This is a genomic window from Tenggerimyces flavus, from assembly GCF_016907715.1.
GTDB classification, from domain to species: domain Bacteria; phylum Actinomycetota; class Actinomycetes; order Propionibacteriales; family Actinopolymorphaceae; genus Tenggerimyces; species Tenggerimyces flavus.
Genome location: NZ_JAFBCM010000001.1, coordinates 1,208,385 through 1,233,484 on the forward strand (window position 1 = coordinate 1,208,385; position 25,100 = coordinate 1,233,484).

General features: G+C 68.2%; 21 protein-coding genes. 13 read left to right on the forward strand and 8 right to left on the reverse strand.

The genetic code is table 11. From position 1 onward, the window contains the following. Window positions 1-571: 571 nt before the first annotated feature. The 5 genes from JOD67_RS05740 (at window position 572) to JOD67_RS05760 (ending at window position 7,508) form a co-directional block, all read left to right on the forward strand. On the forward strand, window positions 572-1,441 hold the full coding sequence (locus tag JOD67_RS05740; protein WP_205115986.1) for a conjugal transfer protein: 870 nt from the start codon (window positions 572-574) through the stop codon (window positions 1,439-1,441). Window positions 1,442-1,489: 48 nt separating this feature from the next. Then, complete coding sequence (locus JOD67_RS05745; RefSeq protein ID WP_205115993.1) at window positions 1,490-1,756, forward strand: TrbC/VirB2 family protein; 267 nt, start codon at window positions 1,490-1,492, stop codon at window positions 1,754-1,756. A gap of 36 nt (window positions 1,757-1,792) precedes the next feature. Continuing rightward, the gene (locus JOD67_RS05750; RefSeq protein WP_205115994.1) at window positions 1,793-2,323 is read left to right on the forward strand and encodes a hypothetical protein; all 531 of its coding nucleotides are present in this window, start codon (window positions 1,793-1,795) and stop codon (window positions 2,321-2,323) included. Next, window positions 2,320-5,298, forward strand: a complete 2,979-nt coding sequence (locus JOD67_RS05755) for an ATP-binding protein (RefSeq protein WP_205115996.1) — start codon at window positions 2,320-2,322, stop codon at window positions 5,296-5,298. The genes JOD67_RS05750 and JOD67_RS05755 overlap by 4 nt, the downstream gene beginning before the upstream one ends. Window positions 5,299-5,600: 302 nt before the next feature. Continuing rightward, a complete protein-coding gene (locus JOD67_RS05760; protein WP_205115997.1) occupies window positions 5,601-7,508 on the forward strand; it encodes a hypothetical protein in 1,908 nt (635 codons plus the stop codon). Between the two features lie 18 nt (window positions 7,509-7,526). On the opposite strand, the gene JOD67_RS05765 is transcribed toward JOD67_RS05760, so the two are convergent. Beyond that, entirely contained in the window at window positions 7,527-9,071 is a 1,545-nt protein-coding gene (locus tag JOD67_RS05765) for an Hsp70 family protein (RefSeq protein ID WP_239553735.1), read from the reverse strand. 19 nt (window positions 9,072-9,090) lie between these two features. Between JOD67_RS05765 and JOD67_RS05770 the strand changes: the two genes are divergently transcribed. Together JOD67_RS05770 and JOD67_RS05775 are read left to right on the forward strand one after the other, a co-directional pair. Continuing rightward, window positions 9,091-10,080: an NERD domain-containing protein gene (locus JOD67_RS05770; RefSeq protein ID WP_205115998.1), complete on the forward strand. Its 990-nt coding sequence runs from the start codon at window positions 9,091-9,093 to the stop codon at window positions 10,078-10,080. Between the two features lie 154 nt (window positions 10,081-10,234). Then, window positions 10,235-10,639, forward strand: a complete 405-nt coding sequence (locus JOD67_RS05775) for a hypothetical protein (protein WP_205115999.1) — start codon at window positions 10,235-10,237, stop codon at window positions 10,637-10,639. Window position 10,640: 1 nt separating this feature from the next. Here the strand turns inward: JOD67_RS05775 and JOD67_RS05780 are convergent, their stop codons facing one another. The 7 genes from JOD67_RS05780 to JOD67_RS05810 form a co-directional block, all read right to left on the reverse strand. Next, window positions 10,641-12,212, reverse strand: a complete 1,572-nt coding sequence (locus JOD67_RS05780; RefSeq protein ID WP_205116001.1) for a nucleotide-binding protein — start codon at window positions 12,210-12,212, stop codon at window positions 10,641-10,643. A 36-nt stretch (window positions 12,213-12,248) separates the two neighbouring features. Next, a complete protein-coding gene (locus JOD67_RS05785) occupies window positions 12,249-12,722 on the reverse strand; it encodes a hypothetical protein (RefSeq protein ID WP_205116003.1) in 474 nt (157 codons plus the stop codon). A gap of 79 nt (window positions 12,723-12,801) precedes the next feature. Continuing rightward, window positions 12,802-14,373 carry a M23 family metallopeptidase gene (locus tag JOD67_RS05790; RefSeq protein ID WP_205116005.1) on the reverse strand — a complete coding sequence of 524 codons (1,572 nt, stop codon included), beginning with the start codon at window positions 14,371-14,373 and terminating at the stop codon, window positions 12,802-12,804. Next, window positions 14,373-15,002, reverse strand: a complete 630-nt coding sequence (locus JOD67_RS05795; RefSeq protein ID WP_205116006.1) for a hypothetical protein — start codon at window positions 15,000-15,002, stop codon at window positions 14,373-14,375. The genes JOD67_RS05790 and JOD67_RS05795 overlap by 1 nt, the downstream gene beginning before the upstream one ends. A gap of 106 nt (window positions 15,003-15,108) precedes the next feature. Further along, window positions 15,109-16,170 carry an acyltransferase gene (locus tag JOD67_RS05800; protein ID WP_205116009.1) on the reverse strand — a complete coding sequence of 354 codons (1,062 nt, stop codon included), beginning with the start codon at window positions 16,168-16,170 and terminating at the stop codon, window positions 15,109-15,111. Then, complete coding sequence (locus JOD67_RS05805) at window positions 16,167-16,985, reverse strand: WecB/TagA/CpsF family glycosyltransferase (protein ID WP_205116011.1); 819 nt, start codon at window positions 16,983-16,985, stop codon at window positions 16,167-16,169. Before JOD67_RS05805 ends, JOD67_RS05800 begins: the two co-directional genes overlap by 4 nt. 99 nt (window positions 16,986-17,084) lie before the next feature. Further along, window positions 17,085-18,518, reverse strand: a complete 1,434-nt coding sequence (locus JOD67_RS05810; RefSeq protein WP_205116013.1) for a lipopolysaccharide biosynthesis protein — start codon at window positions 18,516-18,518, stop codon at window positions 17,085-17,087. Window positions 18,519-18,613: 95 nt separating this feature from the next. Here JOD67_RS05810 and JOD67_RS05815 point away from each other — a divergent pair, with 95 nt between their 5' ends. The 6 genes from JOD67_RS05815 to JOD67_RS05840 all read left to right on the forward strand — a co-directional run bounded on the left by JOD67_RS05815 (window position 18,614) and on the right by JOD67_RS05840 (window position 25,074). Next, a complete protein-coding gene (locus JOD67_RS05815) occupies window positions 18,614-19,714 on the forward strand; it encodes a glycosyltransferase family 4 protein (RefSeq protein WP_205116015.1) in 1,101 nt (366 codons plus the stop codon). Beyond that, window positions 19,711-20,514, forward strand: a complete 804-nt coding sequence (locus JOD67_RS05820; protein ID WP_205116017.1) for a hypothetical protein — start codon at window positions 19,711-19,713, stop codon at window positions 20,512-20,514. The genes JOD67_RS05815 and JOD67_RS05820 overlap by 4 nt, the downstream gene beginning before the upstream one ends. After that, on the forward strand, window positions 20,511-21,875 hold the full coding sequence (locus JOD67_RS05825) for an O-antigen ligase family protein (protein WP_205116019.1): 1,365 nt from the start codon (window positions 20,511-20,513) through the stop codon (window positions 21,873-21,875). Before JOD67_RS05820 ends, JOD67_RS05825 begins: the two co-directional genes overlap by 4 nt. A 53-nt stretch (window positions 21,876-21,928) precedes the next feature. Then, window positions 21,929-23,122 (forward strand): ATP-binding protein, encoded by a 1,194-nt coding sequence (locus tag JOD67_RS05830; protein WP_205116021.1) that lies wholly within the window; start codon window positions 21,929-21,931, stop codon window positions 23,120-23,122. A gap of 185 nt (window positions 23,123-23,307) precedes the next feature. Next, window positions 23,308-24,261: an NAD(P)H-dependent flavin oxidoreductase gene (locus tag JOD67_RS05835; protein ID WP_205116023.1), complete on the forward strand. Its 954-nt coding sequence runs from the start codon at window positions 23,308-23,310 to the stop codon at window positions 24,259-24,261. An 18-nt stretch (window positions 24,262-24,279) separates the two neighbouring features. Continuing rightward, window positions 24,280-25,074: a zinc ribbon domain-containing protein gene (locus JOD67_RS05840; protein WP_205116025.1), complete on the forward strand. Its 795-nt coding sequence runs from the start codon at window positions 24,280-24,282 to the stop codon at window positions 25,072-25,074. The last annotated feature ends 26 nt before the right edge of the window (window positions 25,075-25,100 follow it).

Consider the following 25,100-nt stretch of genomic DNA (forward strand, 5'->3'; position numbering starts at 1 on the left):
TCGTCCTGGTTCTCCCACCGCGCCCGAGGAGGTCGACGACCGCGACCTCGGGGACGAGGACGCCTGGGCGCCGTCTCCTGCGCAACCGGGGTCCGATCGGCAGGACCAGGACGACGAGCTCGCTGAGCCGGATACCTGGACCCATGACGAGTTGCCCGAAACGACCTCGGAGTTCTCCAACGGTCGCTCGACCGTCACCGCGGATCCCGTCCCGGACCAAGACCTTCCCGACGGTCCGCACGGCGCACCCCCTCCGCCGCCACTGGACGAGCCACCCGCTCCGGGTCCGAAGTACGACCCGGCAGCCCGCCGCTCAGTCGAGGCGCGCACGCCTCCCGGGCGATCGGAGCGACCAGGGCGACCAGCGAAGACAGCCCAGAACCGTAGTGAGTCCAAGGATCGGCAGAAGGCCAGGGGTAGCAAGGAAAAGTTCTCAGTCCCGCCGCCGGGCGGTCGGTTCTCTGGGGGGCGCAGCGCGCACGTCGGCCTCCGCATCGCGCTGATCCTCACGACGTGCCTGCTCGCCCTGGGCGTTGTCGCCTACATCGCCTTCTCGTTCGGCGTCGCCACGATGCGGGAGAACCAGTACCGGCTTTCCGATGCCGATGTCGCGCGCTACAACCTGACCGACTTCCCGCTCGAGCAGGCAGGAAGATTCGCCGCGGACTACGCGCGACTTTGCCTGACGCACTCGTCGACTCCGGGTGCTGTCGAGCAGCGGCAGAACAGGCTCGCGCGGTTTGTCTCGGCGGGCACAGATGCAAGTTGCGGTTGGAACGGGACTGGGGTTCAAACCGTCGCTGACGCCAGTTGGACGGGATCCTCGGAGCCGATCGATCTGTCCGGCTATGAGGGCCATGCCCGAATGATGCTGGTGAGAGTTCTGACCAGTGCCGGTAGCCGCATCGTGTCGGTGCCCGTCTACGTTGCGGACCTTGCCAGGGCTGACGGAATGCGAATCGTCGGCGACATCGGAGAGATGCCGCAGCCGCGGCTGGCGAATCCGCCCGAGGCCTCCGCGCCTGCCGCAGCGGACAGCGCCCTCGGAGAGGCCCTCGTCCAAGGCGAGTTCTTCCGGCAGTTCTTCGACGCCTGGGGATCGTCGACCAGCGCCGCCTTGCAGCGCTTCGTGACTCCCGATGCCCTTCCTGAGGCGCGATCCGGCCTCGGGAACACGTTGTCCTCCCCCAAGATCGACAAGGCTCTGGTGTTCCTCCCGGCAGGCGTCGACCTGAACGACACCGAGTTCGAGTGGCGAACGGGAATGGTGACCGAAGCCTGGGTCTGGGTGGTGTGGAGCAACACGGCCGCCGGCAAGACCGCGACCGAGCGACGGGCGTACCGACTCCAGTTGGTCAAGACGACCCAGGCGGCAAGCCCAGCTCAAGAGTGGGCGGTCAGGGACATCAGAGGGGGTGTGCCTGATCTCACCACGGATTGATCCACGAATCGCCCCAGCAACGTACGTCGTCTGTATCGGAGGGATGAAGTGAAAGAGCAAATCTACTTGAGCCTGAATCTCCAGGGCTTCTTTACGAATATCAAGGACCTGCTCAACGGTGTTGCCGGCGTCGCGATCACCATCGCAGTGATCATCATCGGATTCAAGATCATGTTCGCGATCAGGAACGGCGACAACGTGCGGTCCGCGATCCAGAACATGGGCGTGGTCGCCTTCGCGGCCCTCCTGATCGGTGGGGCGGCGGGCATCGCGAGTCTGCTGCAAACGATCGGTCAGCAGATCGCCAGAGGCTGAGTCCGACACCGGGGTGTAAGGGAGGCATAGCGAGACATGGCCGATCCGGTCCAACAGTTCACCGCTTTCGACCACACTGACCTCGAGCGTCGTCGGAAGAAGCTGTGGAACCTTGCCGAGGGCGTTCCGCTGACGATCGTGGGCGGTATCGATCTGCGTGCATTGGTCGTGGCTGCGGTTTCGCTGTTGGCGCTGCTCGGCTTGCTGATCCTGCTTAGTCCTCTGCCGCTCATCGAGTTCGGTTTATGGACGATTCTGTTCTGCGTCGCGCTCGCGGTAGGGATCTATCTCCTCTGGCCACGCCGGTGGCGGAATGGCCTCACCACCGAACAGAACCTACTCGTCGCCGCCGACTTCCTTTTCCTCCAACCGCGCCGGATCCACGGCCTGGCGGCCGACGTGGAGCCGGACGTCGTGCACTGGCAGGTCATCCTCTGGCAGCCAGGCGGGCGTAGGTGGCGGCTAGGGCTCGCTAACTCGCGCGCGAAGCGACAACTGATTCGCTGGCATCCAGACGACCTCCTCCTCTCCGAGTCACCGGCAGGGAAGGGATCGAGGAACCGATGAACATCTTCGTACTGCTTCCCATCGGCGCCGTTGTCGTGGTGGCCATCGGCGCGTTCGCGATCTTCGTCCTCAACGTCGGTGGGAACGACGAGAAGGCCAAGGAGGAACGCAAGCGCGCCAGCGAGCCGCGGACCGAGCGTGAGCGGCTGCCGTACCGGTACGGCGACGACGTCATCTTCATCTGGGGCAAGTCCGTCTGGACTGGCTTCTTCGTCACGACGACGACGGACGAGCACATCGCGAGCGACGACCTCGTGCCGGAGGCCCTCAAGCTCCCGCGGATGCTTCACCAACTCGCCCGAGAGTTCCACCGGCCTCAGTTCCAGGTCATGCTCATTCCTCGGCGCCCCGACCTCAGCGGCTGGACGTTCGACCTGCTCGAACGCGTCTGGAACCCGACCGAAAACTTCCGGAAGTTGATCAGGCGTGAAGCAGACCGCGCGATCACCTTCGGCCGGCTGAGCGCCCAGTACGACGTCTTCTTCCTCATGCGTGTCGGCCAGCTCTCGGAGAGCCGAACCGGTGGCAGCGCCGCGGTCGCGGCGATCGCCGACCAGGCGACGGGCGTCCACGACGAGTACCTCGACCCCAATCTCGTCGCCGAGTGGCACGAGAGCGCCGACGAGGTCTACGCCGTGGCGATCGACTCCGGCGTCGGTGTCCAGCCGATGCTGCGGCGCGATCTCGTTCGCATCATCCGTACCTGCCTCTTCGGCCACCTGCCCGTTCCCGAGGACGATGCTCTCGACCGGCGGCCCTGGGGACCGCACGAGTTCGAGCTCGCCGCCGACTTCCGCGCGCCCAACCACAAGAGCCGGCTCGAGGTCACCGTCATCGACGACGAGACCGGCGAGGACCGTACGACCTACCTCTCGACGCTCGTCGCGACTGGCTGGCCGGACGCGATCCGGTTCGCGAAGTCACGCGCCTGGGGTCGCATCCTCAAGCGCCTCGACTTCCCGGTCGTCGTCTCCTGGCGTGGCCTGCTCCTCCCGCCGGAGGAGTTCCGCGATCGTGGCAAGAAGATCCGCGCCAACCTCGAGGACGAGGCGCGCGACATGGAACGTGCCCACGCGCGCGTCGACTCGCTGTTGGTCGAGCAGGTCGAACGAGCCAACCATCTCGTCGACGAGCAGGACAGCCGTCCGTTCCCGGGCATGGAGTCCCAGCTGCTCATCACGATCTCGGCGCCGAGCGCCGAGGAACTGGAGAACAGGCGTCGCCGGATCGAGCGACTGTTCGCGAAGTCCCTCGACGCCACCGTGCTCCGGCCCAAGCGACTGCAGTATCGCCTTCTGTACAACGTTCTTCCTGGCGACGGCGACCGTTCGCCGGTCGGCCGGATCGCTCCGTTCCGGCGCCTGCAGGAGCTCGACCAGCTCGGCATCGCACTGCTGACGACCGCCACTCAGGTCGGCGACCGCGCGGTCGCCGGGCGCGACGGCATCACCAAGGGCTGGGAGGGCATCCTCATCGGCCGTACGCGTGACGGCCACGCGCCCGTCCACTACTCGGCGCACTCCTCGATCGCGCGCGAGAACGGTGCGGGCATGGTCATCGTCGGCGCGTCCGGCGGCGGCAAGACGACGCTGGCGCTCAAGATCTTCCACTACGAGTCCGAGGCCGGCGCACGTTGCGTCTTCATCGACCCGAAGATCGATGCCGCGCGGCAGGCGTACTACCTCGCGTTCGGCTCGCAGGTCCTCGACGCCGACTTCATGCGGCACGCCGCGGAGGGCTGTCTCGCCCAGCCGGACTGCCCGTTCCAGCCGATCAACGAGGAGTACTGGCGCGAGACCGAGATCATCGACCCGCTCCGCGGCCGGTCCGGCAACCTCGACCCGTTGCTCACGGCGCAGACGGTCACCGAGGGCCGCATGCACGCGCAGGCGATGCTCGAGATCTTCCTCGGCGAGGTCGCGTGGGGCCGCGTAAGCGGGTACGTCGTGGAGGCGTTCTCTCGCATCGTCAACGAGTACGACCATGCGGTCGCCGCGTACCGTTCCGCCCACCTGGGTGCGACGCGCAACCAGATCGAGGAGCAGGTGCCGCGGCCGACGTCGTGGCAGGTTCTGCAGCTGGTCGTCGACGAGTACGAGCGGATCAAGACCGCTGGCGTCGCGGACACCGAGGTCCGAGACCTGCGGTTCGCCGCGGCCATCCTCGAGGACCTGCGGAAGAACCCGTACGCCCGCGTCGCGTTCGCGCGTGATGCTGCGTCCGCGGTCGACTTCGAGGGTAAGCGGCGGACGATCATCACCCTGCGCGGTCTGCCCAGGGCGCAGGGAAACAGCTCGTCGGCCAACATCGCTCGCGGCATCATCTACCTGGTGACGCGGCTCGGCTTCCAGATGCTGGAGGAGACGACCGAGCGCGATCCGTACAAGGGCTGGCGCCCGCAGATGCTGTTCGTCGACGAGGCGTACAGCGTCGCGAGCACCGGCGAAGGGCGTGACCTCATCAGCTACGTGCTGAAGCAGGGCCGCGCGTTCAACATCGGCGTCGTGCTGATCACCCAGCAGGCAGGTGACCTGGCGCGGATCGAGTCCGACGACGTGGACGCGAAGGCAGCGGGGACGAACCAGATCCACACAGTGTTCGCGTTCCGCCACCACTCCGACGCCGATGCTGCCCAGACGCTGCCGCTGCTGAACCGCATGCCGGACGAGCGCGCGATGATCGAGACCCTGAAGGCGATGCGCGACGGCGAGTGCGTCATGCGCGATGTCGACGGCGAGCTCGCGAGCGTCGAAGTGGACCGCGCGTTCTTCGAGTTCGCGGCCGCGATCCAGAGCAACCCCAACCTCGAGGCCCGGTTCAAGGCGTTCGATCCCTCCCCTGATGTCAACGACTGGCGGACGGTCGAGGAGAGCGCAGAAATGCTCGGCGCCGAACGAGGTAGCGCGGACGAAGACGTGGACGCTGAGTCGGAGGTCGAGTCGCCGGGAGGCGTAAGTCAGGGGGTCTCAGCGTGAGGTCGGGCTGGGGGCGACTACGTAGGGCGGGCTCTCCGCTGCTGTTCGTCCCGTCGCCGAAGACGTCACGCCAGCGTCGACGTCTGCGCGCCGGCGCCCTGATGGTGGCTCGCGTTGTCACGGCAATCGCTGTCCTCAGCGGGACACTGCTGGGCGTCACCTTGGCTGTGCAGCCAGCCCGCGCCGCAGACCTCCAATGCTCTGTGGGCGCAGCTGACCAGCCCACCAACCTCGGACCCGAGAAGTTCAACGCTGGCACGACGGCCTGGGTGCCTCTCATCGCCACCGAAGACGTTCAAGTCGTGGAGAAGTCTGACGAGTATACGAAGAAGGGGGCGCAGTTCCAGCCGAGCGATCACACCTTGTGGGAGGTCGTTGGACCCAGAGGCTTGAAGTGGTCCTACTCGCCTCAGGGGCTCAAGGAATCGTCGAAGAAGGAATTCAGTCGGGATAATCCGGAAAGCAACTTCGAGGACAAGTGCTCCCTCGTGGACGTCTCCGGCGTTGCTATCGCGCAGATGATCTGGGAATTCAGCCGCTTCCTCGCGGGACTTACCATTGGCCTCAAACAGATCGCGACCGCCGAGGCGCCATTCAAGCCTTTCTATGATGAGCAGAGTCGGCTCGTCAACGGGCTGCGAGACGGAATATTCATTCCTTCGCTCGCTCTAGGGGTCTTGATCACCGGACTGTGGGTTCTGTCCCGTGTGCACCGGCGCGCCGACTCCCGCGAGACGTATGCAGGTGTCATCGGGGCAGCCGCCATCGTCGTTCTGCTGTCTGTCGTCCTGTTTGGCAACAACTACCGCGACCTGACCACCGTGGTCGACAGCTATACCTCGACGTTCAATAATGGGGCTCTGAACCTCCTTGTCGACATGGATGAGAGTGAGGAGCCGGAGAGCCCGTGTTACCTCTCTGTCGTGACTGTCGGGTCGGGCTTTACCGCTCCCTCGTCGGACAAGGACGACGACCCCGGTGGAGGTAATGCGCAGACTTACAATCGCGGCACGCGGGTTTCGACCTGCATGCTCTACAAACTCTTGCTGTACAACTCGTGGGCGAATGGTCAGTACGGCTCTGATGATGCATTGTTGGTGAACGATCTTCACTACAACGGCGACCAGATAAGGGATCCAAACGGTTACTGCGTCGAGTCGCCCTACCGGTGCAAGTCGGGAACGCGCCCGGACGGCGGCAAGATCAATCTTGGTGTACAGCAGGTCATCGCCCAGGCGTATACACGGAACGAGACGCTCAGCCTTCCTGTCGACGCGAAGAAGCGCTATCCGCCCGAATCAGAGCCGAACCGTCTCCAGTTGTGGAAAGCCGTACAGTACGGTGTCGCCGAACATTATTCGCAGCACTATGCGACATGGAAGGGCGTTGAGCCGACAGGGCGAATGGCGACAGCAATTGGCGCCGCGGTGATGAATCTGATCGTCCTCGTCGCGGTCGGTCTTATCGCGATCCTCACCATCTTCTGGCATGGCGTCCTGTTCATAGCCTGGATCTTGCTACCGATCGTGGCCGCTGTGGCGATCTTCCCGCCGGCGCGACGATATTTACGTGCGGTCGTCGGCATCATGGTGCAGGCCGTCTTCCTCCGGTGTGTCTTCGGGCTCGTCCTCGTGGTGCTTCTCTCGGTCATGAACGCGATCCAGGTCAGCCAGGGATCTACCGCGCTCAAGATCATTCTCATGATCATCGCGGGGTTCGCGATCTGGAAGCTCCTGAGTGCTCTACGCAGCGGTCAGCTGAGCCCTCGGATCGCCCAAGAAGCCGCCCAGATGGGTGTACTCCCCTCCGACGAGGGAATCGACCGGACCTTCCGACGCGCACGCGCCGGGGCAGCTGGGCTCGCTGCGTCTACAGCTCGCACAGCCGGGCGCCGGGTGTACGGCAGTTGGGCCGGCGGCAGGGAGGCGGCGGCCACGGCGAGGACCGAGTCCCCTCACGACAGCAGATCGGCGGAGTACAGGCAAGAAGTGGCGACGGCCAGGCAACGTGGGCGTGTCCAGGGCGGTCGCTCGGCGACCTCGTTGGGCCGCATACGGCAGCAAGCGGAGAACCAGGCGGTATCAAGGACGCAGCGCGACATCCGATACGCACGCCTCGATCGCGAACGCGAGAAGCGCGAGAAACGCGAGCAAGACGAGAATGGTCAGGGCGGCGGCCGGAACGACAACAACAAACGGCAGGATCCCTGACCGGGTCCTGTCGTGCGGCTAGGGGTCGATCGCGCGCATCTTGGCGGAGAGCTCTTCTCGTTGGCTGAGGTCCATTGCGTCGGCGCTGTGAATCTCGAACGTGCCGATCTCCGTCTCGGAGGTGAGATCGGTGACGGTGGTGTAGATCACCTGGTCGACGTCATAGCGAAGAGTCACCTTGAGTGGTGAGTTCTCTGGCCGCCGTCTGATCGGGAAACGACGGTCGGCGATGATCCTCACCTCTTCCGGCACCGTCGAGTCGCCCTGCGTGATTCGCACGCGCACGGTCTCCTGAAAGTCCCGCAGCGTGCCCGTGACATCGTCCCCGGCCGCGGGGAGCGCGGTGTTGCGTGGAACGATCACAGAGTTGATCAACTCTTTCGTCCTCCCGTCCCGGACGAGTTGGCCGAGGCCGTGGGAGGTGACGTCGCGGATCTTGGGGCGGGGGTTCGAGATGCGGATTCCTGCGGCGGGGTTGGCTTCTTGGTCGAGCAGGTGGGCCTGGATGGCCGCGCCTTGGGCTATGAGGTCGTCGGGGTTCTGGGACCAGTCGGGTGGGTGGCCGGCCAACTGTTCGAGCATCTGGCGGACCATGGGCATCCTGGTCGAGCCGCCGGCGAGGAGGATGCGGTCGACTTGGCGCCAGGGGAGGCCGGCTTCTTCCACGACTTGCTCGACACTGTCGCGAGTCCTGCTGACCAGCGCGGAGCAGAGATCTTCGAACTCGGCTCGGGTCACCGGCAGCGTGGTCGTGAACGTTCCCGCCGCGACGGTGACTTGGGTCGACGGCGAGGAGGACAGCGTTCGCTTGGCGAGCTCGGCCTTCTCGCGCAGCGCAGCCTCCCAGGCCGGGTCGTCCAGCAGATCCGGACCGCCGGCAGCCATGAAGCGGGCGTTGAGGAGGCGCATGAGCTCGTTGTCGAAGTCGAAGCCGCCGAGGTTCCGGTCCCCGTGCGTCGCCAGGACGCGGAAGTCGCCCCCGGCGATGGTCAGGACCGTCACGTCGAACGTGCCGCCGCCGAGGTCATAGACCACCACGTTCCCGGACACCGAGCCGTCCAGGCCGTACGCCAGCGCGGCGGCGGTGGGCTCGTTCAGGATCCGCCGCACGTTGAGGCCGGCGATCGTTCCCGCGTCGATCGTCGCCCGCCGGGGCGCATCGTCGAAGTACGCCGGAACGGTGATCACCGCGTCCGTCACCTCGTCGCCCAGCACCCGCTCGGCGTCGACCTTCAGCCGCTTCAGGATCAGCGCCGAGATCTCTTCCGGCCGATACTGCGTCCCCGCCTCGGTCTCGAACCGCCACGACGGATCGCCCATCGAACGCTTGACGAACTCCACCACATCGAGCGGCGACGCCTGCACCGAACGCTTGGCCATCGTCCCCACGACCGGCGTCTCACCTGCGAAATAGACCACCGACGGAGTGAGCTTCTCGCACTCCCGATTGGGAATGAGCTCCGGCTTGCCAAGCGCGTTCACCCTCGCCACCGCGGAGAACGTCGTCCCGAGGTCGATGCCCACCGCGAGCCCGCCACCACGGACGGCTCGGCGCATCTCCATGAGACCGTACTGTAGTCAGGTGCGTACGTTACGAGGCAGGTTGTGGCGGCTCGGGTTGGGCGCGGCACTCGTCGTCGCCATCCTCATCGTCGCCCAGCAAGACCTCGCGTCGACCGTGCTCGCCGTCTCCGGGCTCGCGATCGCCGCACTGCTCTGGCTGGGCCTTCGCCGGCCGTACGTCGCCGCCGCCGTCGTCTCGCTCGTCCTCGCGTGCGTGGCCATCAGCGAGATCACGCACTGGATCGGCGCGCAGCTCGGCTCCGTCGGCCCAGCCCAAGTGGGACTGGTCTTCTGGATCTTCGCGTTCGTCGTCGTCGCCGCCACCTGGTTCGCTCAAGGCACCGGACGACCCTCGGCGCTGACGATCGTTCTCGCACACGCGGTCCTCGTCCTCGCCAGCTTCGCCGCCTACATCCAAACCGCCGTCGTCCCCGTCCTCGCCTTCATCGTCGCCATCGCCATCGTCAGCTGGCGCGCCTGGTGGAGCCGCCGCCGTACGCGAAAGGGTCTCGACGCACTGACGCTCGACCCGTTGTCGAGGAACGCGATCCTCCGCGGCGCCGAACGGACGCGAGAAGCCCTCGCCGAACTCGACGACCGCGTCGTCGGACCGGTGCGGCTCAACGACCTCGAGATCGAACACGTCGTGCTCACTGGCGATCGGACGTTCGTGGTCGAGACCAGGCAATGGTCCGGCAAGGTCGAGCGAGTTCGGCTTGCCAGCAAGGGGAAAACCGCTGTCGAGGCTTTCGGCCTGGACTCCGATGTGAACGAGCTCGCCGCGCGGACCGAGCCCGTCGTCCGAGCCGCCTTGGCGCTTGCCCGGCAGTTCGGTTTGAACGGCGGTGACATTGTCGCGGTTGTGGCGTTGTGGGACGATGTGGAACTCGGCGAGCACGTTGTCGAAATGCGCGCAAGCGAGCGGCGAGCCGCACGGAGACGGGCCCTTCCGGTGACCTATCTCGTCAAAGGTGACCATCTCGCCGAATGGATCCGCACGATGGATTAGTACAACCACACGGGGAGAAACAGTGAGCACACCTGGACTGGCGAGGGCGGCTCGCGTAGCCGCCGCCATAGCGCTTCTTGGCAGCGTCGCCTTCGCTTGTGGTGACAATCCCTCGCCACAGAGCGCGGGCACGGGTACGGGTACGGAAGGCATCATGCCCGTGGAAGGCGAGCCCCTCGAGGAGGAAGTCGAACTCCCTCCGGACAAGGCGGCAGCCAAGGTCGCGGAGTCGTTCTGGCGCAACCTCAGCTTTGGCGACGGAACGGCGACCTGCGACGCGCTCACCCCGGAGATGCAGGACAAAACGCCTTGGCTGACTGGTCAAACGGGCGACTGCCCAGCTCAGATGCGCAAACTGCACAAGCGGCTCGACGAGCGGGAGGTCCTTGCGTTGAGGACGGCCATCGTCGAACGTGTCACGATCTCGGAGTCAGGCACGAAGGCGACAGTCGACGACAATGACGTCACCATGCACGACGAGGACGAGGTCGGCACGTCGTCGAGTTCGATGGAGCTCGAGTTCGACGACGGCCGGTGGCTGATCAGCAGCCTCGGTTAGATCAGGCGACGAGGTCGTCGATGACGATGGCGGCGAGTTTGCGGACGGCTTCGCGGGTTTGGGGGCGGAGCATCTTGTTGATGGCGTTGGGGTCGCGGAACGGGATCTTGCCGCCGCCGTCGAGGGCTGGGTCGTACGGGACGATGATGAGGTCGCGGACGTGGTCGCGGAACGCGCGGTCGATGGCTCGGACCTTGACCGGGCTCGCCGTTTCCTTAGCTATCACGGCCAAAACGACCCGTCGGCGCATCTCGGGGTAGCCGTTGTCGGTGAGGAACTGCAACGTCTTCCGCGCCAGGTTGGCGCCGTCCTTGGTGTTGTCGGTCACCAGCACCATGCCGTGCGCGACCTTCAACGTGCCCAGCATCGCTTCGTGGGTGATGTGCGTTCCGTTGTCCAAGATCGCAAAGGAAAAGAACGGCGCGAAGAGCTCGGCCAAGAGCTCCACGTCGGCGACGGACAGCTGGTGACGGATCTTGCGGTCCGTCGACGCCGCGAGGACGCGGACGTTCATCTCCGGCACTTTCTCCATGAAATCGTGCACGTGATAGCGCCACGGGATCTCGTCGACGTGGGCGAGGAGATCGCGGATGGAGTGGTGCGGGCGGACGCCGAAGCGGTCGGGCAGCGTGCCGAGGTCGGGGTTCAGGTCCGCGACTCCCACGGACTCGCGCCGGCCCTCGGCGATCTCGGTCGCCAGCAGGGCGGCCAGTGTGGTCTTGCCCACGCCGCCCTTCTCGGACGCGATGCCGACGTAGCCGCAGTAGCCGCGGGTCCGGCGCAGCTGGCGGTTGAGGCGCTCGCGGATGCCGAGTTCCTCGATGTCCTTCTTGCTCGGCCCGAGGTTGATCTTCGACACCTTGTAGACGAACCCCTGGAATCCCGAACGCGGGATGGGCTTGCGCTGCTCGAGACTCTCGAACAGCGTGTCGTCGTCGTCCGGCGCACCGCTCCGCTCCGGCGTCCGCGCGTGCCGGGAGGACCCGGCGGCGGCGAGGGCGGTGCCGGGCGTGCTCACCGGCGGACCGACGGGCTGCCGGCCCTGCGCCGGCCGTTCGGAGGCCGAAGCCGACGCGGCGGAGGCGGCAGCGGCCTCGATCCCGCGGCGACGGGCCATCGGGGACGGCGGCGGCTCTGCGGGGCCGTTCGGGCGCGGTTGCCAGTACGCGGGCGCCTGCGCCGCGGGAGGTACGGGTCCCCCGCCGGGCTGTGGCTGGGAGCGCTGCTGGGGCTGGGCGGGCGGTGGCGTCTGGTTCGCCTGGTGGTGCGGCTGCCACGGCGCCGGACTGGTCGGCGTGGCCGGGCCGGGTGCGGGCGGCTGCGTGAAACCCTGCGCGGCCGGCTCGGGCTCCGCCGGCCCGTTCTCGGCTGAGGCGGCCGGAGCCGGTGTCGGCGTCGAGGCAGGGGCCGCGTGGTTACCCGAAGCGTGGTCGTACGGCCGACCCACCCCGATCGACTCCCCGATCTCGGCGGACGACGTCGTGCCGCCCTCGGCACCTGGACCGTAAGGAGTGCCCGACCGCTCGGGCTCCCGCTCGCCGGTCGAGGTCTCGCCGTTTTGCTGGTCGCTCACAAACTGCTCCTGACGGACTCCACGCGGAGGCTCACGCTACCTGGTCACGATCGACAAGATCACACCGAGAAGCACGAACAACACCGCGCCTGCGATGATCGTCAGCCGCCCACGCAAGGACTCGTTCCAGGCCCGGCTCACCGACGTACTTCCGGTCGCGAGCCTGGCCACCGACGCGACTCGCCGGAAGATCCCCTGTCGCTCCTCCGAGGGTGGCTCCGAATCGTAGGTTTCCTCCTCTTCGTCCGGCGACAACCGCAACGCCACGCGCTGACCCGCCCGCACCTCGTCCAAGGCCCCCAGCAGCCCCTCGAGCGTCCTGGGCGTCAACGGCAGAACGGTCACCGCCTCGTCACTTTCCACACACAGGACCGCATTCCACGGATCCTCGGGGTCGTAACCCTCCACGCCGAACGCGACCGCCGGAACGTACGGCAGCTCGTCCAGCGTCTCGGCGCCACCCGAGACCGACGCTGAAGAGGGCTCGGAACCATCCACGTTCGTGCTCACGTGCCCTCCGTCCCTGTCTGTCACACCCGGCTGTGAGCGGTCGCAAACTCCGCGTAGTACCCATCATGGCCCCGCAGCGTCACGGCTGCACGCCATGGAACCGGAGGAAGATCTCCGGATCTTGCGCCACCCCGTCCACCCGCGTCTCGAAATGCAGGTGGTTACCGGTCGAGTTGCCCGTCGTCCCCACCTCGCCGATCATCTGCCCCGCGATCACGCTGGCCCCCAGCGCCCCCGGCGAGATGCTCCGCAGGTGGCAGTACCGCGTCTCCACACCGTTGGCGTGCTGGATCTTGACCATGTTGCCGTACGCCCCGCCGCTCGCCTGCGCGTAGATCACCGTGCCCGCCGCCGCTGCCCGCGCCGGCGTTCCCCCCGGCGCGGCGAAGTCCAGGCCGGTGTGGCAGTTGCTCCACCGGTCGCCGCAGGCGCCGAACCGCGCCGTCAGGCGGTACGAGTCGGGCGGAACGGGCAGCACCCACTCGCCGGTGTCCGGAAGTACCGCGGCGTTACCGAAAACCGAGACGTGCACGTGGTTGAGGTGCATGCAGTTGTCGGTCGTACAGCCCGGGATGTTGCTCTCGTACGGCCGCCAGCCCTGGTCGTTGCGATTGACCGACCAGATCTGCGCGTCGAAGATCACGTACTCGACACCCATCCGGGACGCGTTCGCCTTCGCGAAGTTCGCCATCCGCCAGCCCAGCGCGTTGCCCGCGGCCGACTTGTAGTCGGGGATCATCGCGTCGACCGCCCGGCCGTTGATGTGGTCACCGTCCGGCCGCTGCCGCTCGCCCACGCCGTAGTACGTCTCGACCTCGGGGAACGACTTGTGGAAGCAGCGGATCACGATCAACGCGTCCTGCGTCAGGCCGTTCTCGGCGGCCAGGTCGGTCTCCGGGCACTGCAGGGCCGGCGGCAGGCCGCAGTCGCCCGGAAGCTGCGCGCCGTCGCCGTACAGCTCCACCAGGCGGCGGGCCAGCGGCTCGTCGTCGGCGTACGCGTACGGGAACCCCGAGACCTGCACCTCCTGGGCGGCGTCGGTCACCGACATCGACTGCCAGCCCGGCACGTCCAGCAGCCCGCGGTGGCCGTGCCCGCTCCCCGTGTAGAACTTCGTCGAGCTGATGATCGGGTCCATCCGCTCGTCGAACGTCCCCCACGGCGCGCGCTGCTGGAACAGCCCGACCGAGTCGCGGTCGCCGTACCCGATGTTGCGCAGCACCGACTCCTGCAGCGCCGTCGCGATCGCGACCACCCAGCCGTACGCCGGAACTTTCAGCTCTTTACCGGTCGCGATGATCGTCTGCGCGTTCTTCTTCTGGTCCTCGTCCAGGCTGCTCATGCCGACCGCGCTCGGACCGTTCGCCGCCTGCAGCACCTGCTGCGGCTGCCCGAAGCAGTCCGACGCGAGCGCCTGGTCGTCCTCGCCGCCACCGAACGGGGCGAACAGCGCCATCGTGGTCGCGCCGATGCCGACCACGAGCGCGATCGGCAGGAACGCGGTCACCGCCGCGACCAGCACGATCAGCCAGGTCCGCTTCGACCCTCCGCCGCTGCCCTGAATCCGCCGTCTGACCTGCTGCTTCGCGAATCCTTTGAGGAACCTCTTCCCGAGGGTCTTGATCGCTACCCCGACGACGGGCGCCGCCATCAGGGCGCCCCGGCGATCGGCGTCGGGCTCCGGCTGCCGGTCGCCCCCGGCAACGGCGTCGGCGAGGCGGTCGTCGGCTCGACCGGGAAGATCTCCGTCACCTTCCAGCCGTCGGTGTCGAGCAGGAGGTTGCAGCGCAGCAACTGCCCGTCGCTCCACTTGGTGTGGTTGCCGGCGGAGTACGGGGTCGCCGCCACGATCGTGGGCGCACCCACGGGCTTCCCGGTGATCACGACCTGGTCGTCGCTCAAGGTCAGCTGCTCGGTGAGTCCGGGCGCCGCGTACGGCGCGATCAGCGCGCGCCGCGCGGCGGCCTTGCCCGGCGTCGACCAGGCCTTCAGGAACCGTACGGTCACATCGTTGATCGCCCGGACCGTGCCCGGGTCGGGCTTGAAGTCCGCGTGGTCGTCGTCGCCCTCGAGCTCCTCGGTCGGCGAGACCGACGGCTCGACCGGTCCGGCGGGCGCGGGCTCGCCGTCCACAGCCTCCGCCGTGGGCGTCTCGACGCCGGCGCTGACGTTGGCGCTGTTCGTGCTGTTGAGATACGTGGTGACCACCAGCGCGACGACGGCAAGCACGGCGACCACAGCGGCGAGCACTGCGGTGAGTCGTACGTTCCGGTTGTCCATCGTCGACCCCCGAGGTGGTGTTGTCGCGACTACCGTACGCGACGATCTGCTGCCACTGAAACCCGTCGTTCAGGACCTGTGGACAAGTGAAATGTTCGCTATCTGGCTAAATCAACCGACGTAGCAGGGGGATCTTCCGCACGCCAGCCACCACCAACCCACAAACCACCAGCAACGCCACGACCAGGCTGACGTGGAACGCGAAGTCCACGTTCGGGTTCGCGAACGTCAGGTCCAGCCGGCGGACCAGCTCGAGCGGGATCGGATGGATCAGGTAGACGCCGAACGTCAGCCCCGCCAGCCACCCCAGCGGCCGGTCGAACCGCCCCGGCGACCGCGTCAGTGATCGGAGCAGCAGCGCCAGAGTCAGCGTGGCGACGACGTTCTGCGGCGAGAAGTAGTCGTACAGCACCCGCCCGTCCTGCGGGCCGACCAGCCCGAACAGCCACCAACTGCCGCCCGCCGTCAGCAGCACGCAGGCGCCGAAGACGCCGGCGAGGAGCAGGCGCGACGGGCGGAACGTCGTCGTCGCGACCACGTACCCGAGCAGGTAGTAGCCGAGCCAGGGGACGAAGTACGAGAACGCGTTGAACCCGCCCCCGCCCATCAGCTGGTGCTGCAACTTGTCGGCGGTCGCCAGCACAATGCACACCACGGCGGCCGCCACGACCAACCGGCGGGACGAGGCGGCCACGAAGCGACGCAGGAACGGTGTGACCAGATAGAGGCCAGCGATCACGTACAGGAAGTAGAGGTGGTAGTACGGCGTCCCCCACAGGAAGCCCTGGACGAACGTGTAGCCCGTGACCGGTCGACCGTGGCTCCACGCGTCGAACCAGAGGAAGAACACCGTCCACACGACGAGCGGGATCGCGATCCGAGCGGCGCGACGCGCGTAGAACGTGCGCACGGGTTCGGTCCGGCCCAACAGGACCGCGCCCGAGACGAGGACGAACAGCGGAACGCAGAAGCGCGTGACCGCGTACACGAGGTTGCCCGCATGCCATAGCCGCGGCGCCACCTCGCCCCAGGAGAGCGCGAAGTGGGAGAAGACGTGGATGGCGACCACCGCGACGATCGCCAGGATCCGGCTCCAGGCGATCCACGGCTGGAACGAGGACGAGCTCGGCCGCGCCTGGGAAGAAGTGACCGACGCCGTAGTGGTCATTCAGAAGGCGAAGGCTTGGCCCGTCTCCGCGAGGTGAGGTACTCCCGGATGACCAGGCCGACGAACTCGACGTTGCCGAGGAAGTACCGGCGCAGCATCCGCGACGGCTCCTGGCGCATGCGGTGCAGCCACTCCAGGCCGTACTTCTGCATCCACAACGGCGCCCGCGTGACCTCGCCGGCCACCACGTCGAACGAGCCGCCGACGCCCACCGCGAGCGGCACCTGCAGCTTGTCCAGGTGCCGGTGCAGGAACTCCTCCTTGCGCGGGGTGGGCAGGCCGACGAACAGCAGATCGGCGTTCGTCGCCGCGATCTCGGCGACGACGTCGGGCTCTTCTTCCTCCGACCAGTACCCGCTGCGCGAGCCGACGATCTTGACGCCCTGCTTCTCGGCGACCTCGGCGGCGCGGCGTACGGTCTCCGGCTTCGAGCCGAGCAGGTAGACCTTGTAGCCCTGCTTGCCCGCGGCTTCCCACATGCGGAGCATGAAGTCGATGCCGGTCACCCGCTCCGGCAGCGCCGTGCCCAGCAGCCGGCTGGCCCAGACGATCGACTGGCCATCAGCGTTCGCGATCGCGCAGGACTCGATGATCTCTCGGAGTGCTGGATCGCGGCGTGCGGCGACGACCTTGGCCGCGTTGATCGCGACGTGTTGGTGCGGCCGCCGCGTACGAATCAGCTGGTGCGCGACCTCGATCGACTCTTCCATCGTCAAGATGTCGACGGGAATGTCGCAAATCCGCATCCGCCGCACCGACGGGCCGTTCACGGCGTCGTCACTGAGGTCGGCACGGATGCGCTCCGGTGTCCTCACCCAATCCCTCCGCTGCCGCCCCTAAGTTGACGCCCCAGCATGCCAGTCCCGCCCCCATCGAGTCGACCAGGTGTGCCGCGTTTGTGGATATCCATTTCGTCATGGAACGCGCCTACCGCCCCGAATTCGGCGTACCCGACCCCAGATGTCCATCAAATCGCGGCGGTGCGAGACGGAAAACATCAGGGCGAATCCAACCATGCAAGCAGTGACGACCAGAACGCGGGGCATCGAAACGGCGACCGCGGCGAGCGCGATCCCGACGGCCGTGGTGATCCCGAGGCGCCCCAGCAACCGGATCGGCGAGATGCCCAGGCGTTGCAGCGCGAGCACCAGCGGGACCCCCGCCTGGACGACCATGCCCCACATATAGCCGGCCGCGACGCCCGTTGCGCCGAACCGATCGCCGATCAGCAGCCACGCCCCCGTACCGACCACCACGCCTGCGGCCGAGGCGAGCGGCGGGATCCGGGCGAGGCGCAGGTCGTACGCCGACAGCACGTTCACCGACGGCACCGCGACCACGTAGAACAGCACGGCGAGCACGAGCAGGGCGAACACCGCACCGCCGCCGCGGTATTCCGGCCCGTACACCAGGCCGAGGGCCGGCCCGCCGAGCATGGCGGCGAGCGCGAACGCGGGCACCATCGTGACCGCGAGCAGCTTGGTCAGGCTCTCGGTCTGCCGCGCCAGCTCCGCGTCGTCCCCACGCCCGACCGACTCCGCGGCGGCGGGGAAGAACGCCAGCGCCATCGCCCGCGGCGCGAAGAACGCGGGGCTGACCAGGCTCATCGCGGCCGCGTACCGCCCCGCCTCGGTGTCGTTCGTCAGGTGCTGCGCGACCACCATCGAGATCTGGAAGAAGCCCTGGCTCGCCGCGATCCCCAGCGCGGTGAACGCGACGAAGCCGGACAGCTCACGGCCCAGGTCGGGCCGCTCCCCCACGGGGACGCGCGGTGTGGACAGCGCCGCGCCGACCGCGAACGCCGCGTACCCCACGACCAGCGGAGCCAGCAGCATCCCGGGCAGCCAGAGCACCGCCACGACGGTGAGAACGAGGATCGCCACGTCCGCGGCCACCTCGAGCACCGCGTACCGGCCGGGCAGCTGGTGCCCGTACAGCACGGACTTGGAGAACGTGTACGCCGAGTACGCCGCCGCCAGCGCGCACACCCACGCGACCTGCGCGGCTGAGGCGTCCGGCAGCAACCACCGCCCGGCGATCGCGAGCGCGGCGACCACCGAGACCGTCGCCACGATCGTCCATCGGGTCAGGACGCGCTGAACAGCCGCGGCTGCCCCAGCGCCATGCCGAGCGGTCGTCAGCGGCAGGAACTTCGACGCGGCCGCACCGGTCGCCGCCGCGCTCACGAACGTCGCCACGAACGCCAGCGAGATCGCCGAGTTCACGTCCGCCAGCCGTGCTGGCGGGCCGGTCTGCCCGATCACCGCCGTGTAGACGAGGCGGGTCAGCCCGAGCGCGGCGATGCCGAGCATCGACCAGAGCGTGCCAGTGAGGACGCGGCTGGCCATGCTCGGTGGCTGTTCCGAGGGCTGTCGGGTTGGCGGGGTATCGTTCGGCACCGCCCGTCATCATGCCGCAGCGGAAGAGAAGGTCACCGCCGACCGTGTCCGAAGAAAGCGTCGAGCCGCTTCGCATCGTCGTCGTGACCAACCTGTGGCCGAGCGCACGGCGGCCGGCCTGGGGATCGTTCGTGGCCAACCGGGTCGACGCGCTCCGCCGGCTCGGGCAGGACGTCCGCGTCGTCGCCGTGCACGACCACCCGTCAGGTGTGGCCAGGTACGCCAGCCTGCTCGGCCGCGTCGCGCAGGCCGCGACCGGTGGGCGGCGCCCGCGTACGGTCGTCGAGGCGCACATCGCGTACCCGACCGGCGTCTTCGCGCTCCCGCTCGCCCGCGTCCTCAGGGCTCCGCTGGTGCTGTTCGCGCACGGCAGCGACGTGCTGCGGCTGCCCGACCGGACGCCCGTCGACCAGACGCTGTGCCGCGCGGTGTTCGACCGTGCCGGCCTGGTCGTCGCGAACTCGAGCTACCTCGCCGGCGAGGTCCGCAGCCGGCTGAACGTCGACGAGGAACGGATCGCGCTCGTTCCCCCGGGCATCCGGTACGGCGACTTCTCCGCGGCGCGCCGGGATGCCGACGGCTCCGGCCAGCCGCGGAACGAGCTGTTGTTCGTCGCCAACCTCATCCGCCGCAAGGGCCTCGATGTGCTCATCGACGCGCTCGCCGAGCTGAAGCGGCAGGGTGCGGACGTTCCTCGGCTCCGGGTCGTCGGCGACGGTGAGGAGCGCGAACGGCTGGTCGCTCAGGCGCGTTCGGCTGCCGTCGAGGTCGACTTCCTCGGCGCGCTGCCGCAGGAGGGCGTTGTTCGCGAGATGGCCGCCGCCGAGGTGGTCGCCGTTCCGTCCCGCGAGGAGGCACTCGGCCTCGCGGCGCTCGAGGCGATGGCCGCCGGCTGTGTCCCGGTGGTGTCGGCGATCGGCGGGCTGGCCGAGTCGGTGAAGGATGGCGTTCAGGGCTTCTCGTGCCGGCCGGAGGATCCGGCTGACCTCGCCGTCGCGTTGTTGCGGGCGCGGGCCGCCGTACGCGATCCGGCGCAGCGGGCGGCGTTGCACGTCGCGGCGGACGCCGAGGCGCGGCCGCACGACGTGGACGCGGTGACCGCGCGCACCTTGACCGCGTTCCGGCGGCTGGTGGAGGCCTCGTGACGCCGTTGAAGCGTCGGCTGCTCATCGGCGCCGTAGCCGTCGCCGGTGTGCTCGGCATCGCGCTGCTGGCCGACGTCCTTGTGCCGCCCGCGACCGCGAGCTCGCCGCTGACGTTGTACGTCGACCGCCGCATCGGCGCCGACCGCAACGACGGGTTGACGCCGGAGAACGCCCTGTTCTCGTTCGCCGCCGCGCTGAAGCTCGCGCGCCCCGGCGCCGACATCGTGCTGACCGGCTACGGCTCGCGCCTGTCGTACGACGGGACCGGAACGAAGTGCGTCACGCTGAAAGGGACGGCCGACAAGCCGATCACGATCCGCCGGAACATCTACACGAACACGTTGTATCCGGCCAAGATCACCTCGACGCGGCTGGTGAAATGGCGCAAGTGGACGGTCGTGTCGACGGAGGGCTCGCAGCAGGTGTGGGCGGCGAACTGGCCGAGCCCGATCCGCCTGTCGACCGACCCTGACGCCGGTTTCGTCAAGCTGGGCGTGGTTTCGCTGACCGGCTACGCGAAGGAGCCGCCCGAGTCCGTGGGCCGCGCCGCGTGGTGGGCGGGCAACAAGCTGTACGTACGGATAGAGAACGTCGATCCGAACAAGCACCCCGTGTACGTGAAGGACGGCGACGGTCTCTGCCTGACGGGCGAGTCGCGGCACGTGCGGATCCAGGACCTGATGTTCGCCGGCGCCGTCCACGCGATCCGGGTCGAGCCGGGTGCCGTCGACATCCAGGTGCGGCACATCCATCGGCAGAACGTGTTGGACGAGGACATGGGTGTGGAGAGCGTCGAGTGATCTCGATCGCGTTCGCTGTCGCCGCGATTGCCGTTGCCGTCGCGCTGTGGTGGTTCGTGCCCCGGTTGCGGGCGTGGCCGCCTTCGTTGGGCCTGCTTGTCGCCGTGTTCACCGTGGTGCCGCCGCACGAGACCATCGCGCTGGGCGTCGGCGCGGACGACCTGCTGTTGGTGGTCGGGCTCGCGCTGCTGCTGCCGTCGGCGTTCCGGAACGGTTGGCGGCTGGGCTCGGTCCCGATCGGGAAGTGGCTGCTGCTCGGCGCCGCGATCCTGGTCGCGGGCATGACCGTGTCCGCGTTCGTCAACGCGGAATCGTTCATGGGAACGTTGGCGCTGCTGATCCGTGGGCCGGGTCGGGTGCTGCTGTACGTGCTGGTCGTGCTCGCGGTCATCGTTCAGCGGCCTCTTGTCGAGACGCGCTGGGTGGTGTCGCGGGCGCTCGCCGGCGTGGGCATCTTCGAGTCGGTCGTGTCTGTTTGGGCTTATTTCATTGGGTTCCCGGGCGGCTTCGGTCTCGAGGAGACGCGTGGCAACACGTCGCTGCTGGGTGAGATCCCGGGTCGTGTCAACGGGACGTTGGCGCTCTCGCCGAACTTCCTCGGCGCCCTGCTGGTGTTGTCGATTCCGCTGACGTTGGGGATCGCGCTGGACGCGGCTCGTCGATCTCGCCGGCTCGGTGCGGTCTGGGCGCTCGCTGTCGTGGTGCAGCTGTTGGCGTTGGTCCTGACGTACACGCGGAGCTCTTTGGCGGTGGCTGCGCTCGCCTGTGCCGTGGTGCTGGCTCTGCGTGCGCGGCTGCGGTGGCTGATCGCGGGCGTGGTGGTCGTGATCGGGTTGGTGGCGCTGACGCCCGCGTTCCAACGGATCCTGCACGACCAGACCGACCGGATGGCTCTGTACTCGTCGGCTTGGACGGTGTTCCGCGACCATCCGCTCGCCGGCGTGGGGCCTGGGGAGCAGGCGACGTTCACCGCGGCGGATCCGGAGCGGTACCGGGCGACGTCGCACGGCGTGGCCGGCAACAACGCGCACAACACGGTGCTGTTGGCCGCGGCGGAGAACGGGGTGCTCGGGCTGTTGGGCGCGCTGCTGCTCAACCTCGCGATGGCGGCGATCGCGATCGCGGTGGTGTGGCGCGCTCGGGCGGATGGCGAGAAGCGGGCGGAGCCGTTGGGGATCGCTGTCGCGTTGGTCGCGTTCCTGCTGCAGGGCATGGCGAACAACCTGTTCACGGTCACGTTGACCGCGAGCGCGCTGGTGCTGCTGCTGGCCGGCGGCGCTCTTCCTTGGTTGGGCGAGAAGCCGGTGGTGTCCGGAATATCCGCCGAGCCCGAGCGGGTGGCTGTCCGCGACACGCCCTAGCGCTGTCTACGTAAATCTACGGTTGACGCTAGACAACCGCATACAGTCCGATCGTGGACCCCGTTCGGAACCCGTATGCGCCTGGCGCTGGGCAGCGGCCGCCCGAGTTGGCCGGCCGGGATCGAGAGGTGCGGCAGTTCGAGGTCGTTCTCGAACGTGTCGCGGCTGGGCGGCCGGAGCGGTCGCTGGTGTTGTCCGGGCTGCGTGGCGTGGGCAAGACCGTGTTGCTGAACGCGCTGCGGTCGCTGGCGTTGGCGCGGCTGTGGGGCACGGGCAAGGTGGAGGCGCGGCCCGAGCGGCCGATCCGGCTGCCGGTGGCGCAGGCCCTGCACGCGGCTACGCGAGAGCTGGCTTCGCGGCATCGCGACGAGGAGCGGGTCGAGGAGTTCCTCGGCGTGCTGAAGGCGTTCGCGCTGCGTACGACGGTGGAGGAACGGAAGGGGCTGCGATGGCGGCCGCCGTACGACACCCCGGCCGCGCGGGGGCGGGCCGACTCGGGAGACCTCGAGCTGGACCTGGCCGAGCTGTTCATGGACGCTGCGGAGCTGGCGCGGGACCTGAACGTGGGCGTGGCGATCTTCATCGACGAGATGCAGGACATCGCGCCGCCCGAGCTGGCGGCGCTGTGTGGGGCGTGCCATGAGATCAGCCAGCAGGCGGTGCCGTTCGTCGTCGTGGGAGCGGGGTTGCCGCATTTGCCGACGTTGTTGTCGGCGAGCAAGTCGTACGCCGAGCGTTTGTTTCGGTACGTCTCTGTGGACCGGCTGTCCCGGGAGGCGGCGGACCGGGCGTTGACGGTGCCGGCTGAGACGGAGGCGGTGACGTACTCGCCGTCGGCTCTGGAGGCGCTGCACGAGGTGACGGACGGGTACCCGTACTTCGTGCAGGCCTTTGGAAAGGCGACCTGGGACGTGGCACCGGGCTCGCCCATCTCGGCGGACGACGTGCGCGTTGCGGCCCCGGAGGCGGAGAGCGAGCTGGCCGTGGGCTTCTTCGGGTCCCGATACGAACGAGCAACGCCCGCCGAGCGCGAGTACATGCGCGCCATGGCCGACCTCGGCGCCGACCTGGGCGACCACCAGGTGCCAACAGCCGACGTGGCCCTGAGCCTCGGCCGCAAGCCGCAGAGCCTCTCGCCGGCGCGGGACGGGTTGATCAAGAAGGGCCTGGTCTTCTCCGCCGAGCGAGGAACAGTCGCCTTCACCGTCCCCCACTTCGGCGACTTCTTGCGGTCGCAACGAACGTGAGCCAGTCCCACCAGAGGACGACGCATCGACCTGCGACCGAGGCGGCGGAGTAGACGGTGGTGAGGGCGGACCAGTGCTCGGTCAGGTAGGCGTCGCGACGTTCGACTGGCAGGTGGCCAGCAGCTCGGGTGAGCAGCGCGCCAGCTGCTGGGTGACGGCCATGGGGCGAGGCTAGTGTCGGCTGCATGCTGACCACGGAGCTGAGTCGCAGGTTGGGGATGACGGTGCCGATCTTTGGGGCGCCGATGGCGGGGGCTATGCATGGGGAGTTGGCGGGGGCCATCTCTCGCGCGGGTGGGCTCGGTTTGGTCGGGGTCGGCAACAAGGCGGACGAGGCGTTCGTACGGCGCGAGGCCGCGATCGCCTCCGATCACGGCAACCGCGCGTTCGGGATCGGGCTGCAGCTCTGGGCCGTCGACAACCAGCCCGGCGTGGTCGAGGCGGTCGCGGAGGCAAAGCCGCACGTTGTCTCGCTCTCGTTCGGCAGCGCCGCCAAGTACCGAGAGATCTTCCACAGCACGACGATCGCCAAGCAGGTCAACACGATCGAGGACGTCAAGCAGGCCGAGGACGAGGGCGTCGACATCATCGTCGCGCAGGGCACGGATGCCGGTGGGCACACTGGGTACCAAGGCACGCTCCCGCTCCTCCAGGCCGTTCTCGAGCACACCACCAAACCCGTCGTCGCCGCTGGTGGCATCGGTACGGGCAAGGGCGTAGCGGCGGTGCTCGCCGCGGGGGCGCAGGCCGCGTGGATCGGCACCAGGTTCCTCGGCGCGATCGAGGCCGCCAACACGCCCGCCGCGAGGAAGCGCGTCCTCGACGCCACTGGGCAGGACACCGTTCTCACCCGCGTCTTCGACCGCGCCCTCGGCCTCGACTGGCCGCACCGATACCCCGGAAGAGCCCTCGCCAACGACACCTCCGACCAGTGGCACGGCCGCGAGGACGACCTCGACGACGAGATCAGGCAGCGGGTACGGGAAGCCCAGCAGAACGAGGACTACGACCGCGCGGTCGTCTACGCCGGGCAAGCCGCCGCCTTCGTCACAAGACAGCAGTCCGCAAAGGAGATCGTCGACGTGCTCGCCACCGAGGCCGAACGTTGCCTCCGCGCCGCCGCCGAGCTCTGCGACTGACTGGATAAGCTCGCCTCCATGCGCTGTCCCCGCTGCGGTTTCGACGCACCCGATGGTGCGCAGACCTGCTCGCGCTGCGGGTTCGCGCTCCCCCAGCAGTCCCGCCAGGTCCCGCCCGCGTGGACCAACCAGCAGCCGGTCGCGTCGCCGCCGTGGTCTGGTGCCCAGGACGCCGCGCCCTGGCAGACGCCGCCGCAGGTGACCCGCCCCAGCGTCTGGCCGAGCGCACCCAGTCAGCCCGGACAGGAACCGCCCGCGCCTCCCCCGCCGCCCGGCAAGATCAGCGGCGGACTCACCAAGAGCCTGATCGGCGCCCTCGCCGTCCTCGCCGTGGTGGCGCTCGCGTACGCCGGGTTCGCCATGTTCGCCCGCCGGGCCATCTTCGTCGAGCTCGCCACCAACCCCGCCGCGGTCACGTCGCAGGACGCGGAGAGCAGCGACCAGTTCAACCTCGTCCTGTTCCTCGTCGCCGGCCTGGTCCTCGTCGTCGCCGCCACGCTGCTCGTGATCTGGATGGTGCGGGCGACCAGGATCCTGCGCCGCAGCCCGCTCCCGATCGGCTGGTGGGCCGTCGCCGGCGGCGGGATCGTCGTGATCGTCGCCGCGCTCGCCGTCCACACCAGCCCGGCGCCCGCCACGATCGCGGTCGGCTACCTCATCCTCGGCGCGGGCGCCCTCGCGGTCGCCGCCGCCGCGATCTGGGGCATGGCCCTCGCCGTACGCGCCGGCAAGACCAAGGAACAGGAACGGATCCCGATCGGTCCGCCGATCCTGCCCCCGTTCAATCCGAGAGGACCTGTGACTCCGAGATAGTATTTGTTGGACCGAGTCCAACAAAC

Excerpts from the sequence above, each read along its gene's own strand:
- JOD67_RS05740 (WP_205115986.1), top strand. The coding sequence starts at position 572 with ATGCGGGAGAACCAGTACCGGCTTTCCGATGCCGATGTCGCGCGCTAC.
- JOD67_RS05750 (WP_205115994.1), top strand. The coding sequence starts at position 1,793 with ATGGCCGATCCGGTCCAACAGTTCACCGCTTTCGACCACACTGACCTC.
- JOD67_RS05755 (WP_205115996.1), top strand. The coding sequence starts at position 2,320 with ATGAACATCTTCGTACTGCTTCCCATCGGCGCCGTTGTCGTGGTGGCC.
- JOD67_RS05765 (WP_239553735.1), bottom strand. The coding sequence starts at position 9,071 with ATGGAGATGCGCCGAGCCGTCCGTGGTGGCGGGCTCGCGGTGGGCATC.
- JOD67_RS05775 (WP_205115999.1), top strand. The coding sequence starts at position 10,235 with ATGCCCGTGGAAGGCGAGCCCCTCGAGGAGGAAGTCGAACTCCCTCCG.
- JOD67_RS05790 (WP_205116005.1), bottom strand. The coding sequence starts at position 14,373 with ATGGCGGCGCCCGTCGTCGGGGTAGCGATCAAGACCCTCGGGAAGAGG.
- JOD67_RS05795 (WP_205116006.1), bottom strand. The coding sequence starts at position 15,002 with ATGGACAACCGGAACGTACGACTCACCGCAGTGCTCGCCGCTGTGGTC.
- JOD67_RS05800 (WP_205116009.1), bottom strand. The coding sequence starts at position 16,170 with ATGACCACTACGGCGTCGGTCACTTCTTCCCAGGCGCGGCCGAGCTCG.
- JOD67_RS05810 (WP_205116013.1), bottom strand. The coding sequence starts at position 18,518 with ATGGCCAGCCGCGTCCTCACTGGCACGCTCTGGTCGATGCTCGGCATC.
- JOD67_RS05835 (WP_205116023.1), top strand. The coding sequence starts at position 23,308 with ATGCTGACCACGGAGCTGAGTCGCAGGTTGGGGATGACGGTGCCGATC.
- JOD67_RS05840 (WP_205116025.1), top strand. The coding sequence starts at position 24,280 with ATGCGCTGTCCCCGCTGCGGTTTCGACGCACCCGATGGTGCGCAGACC.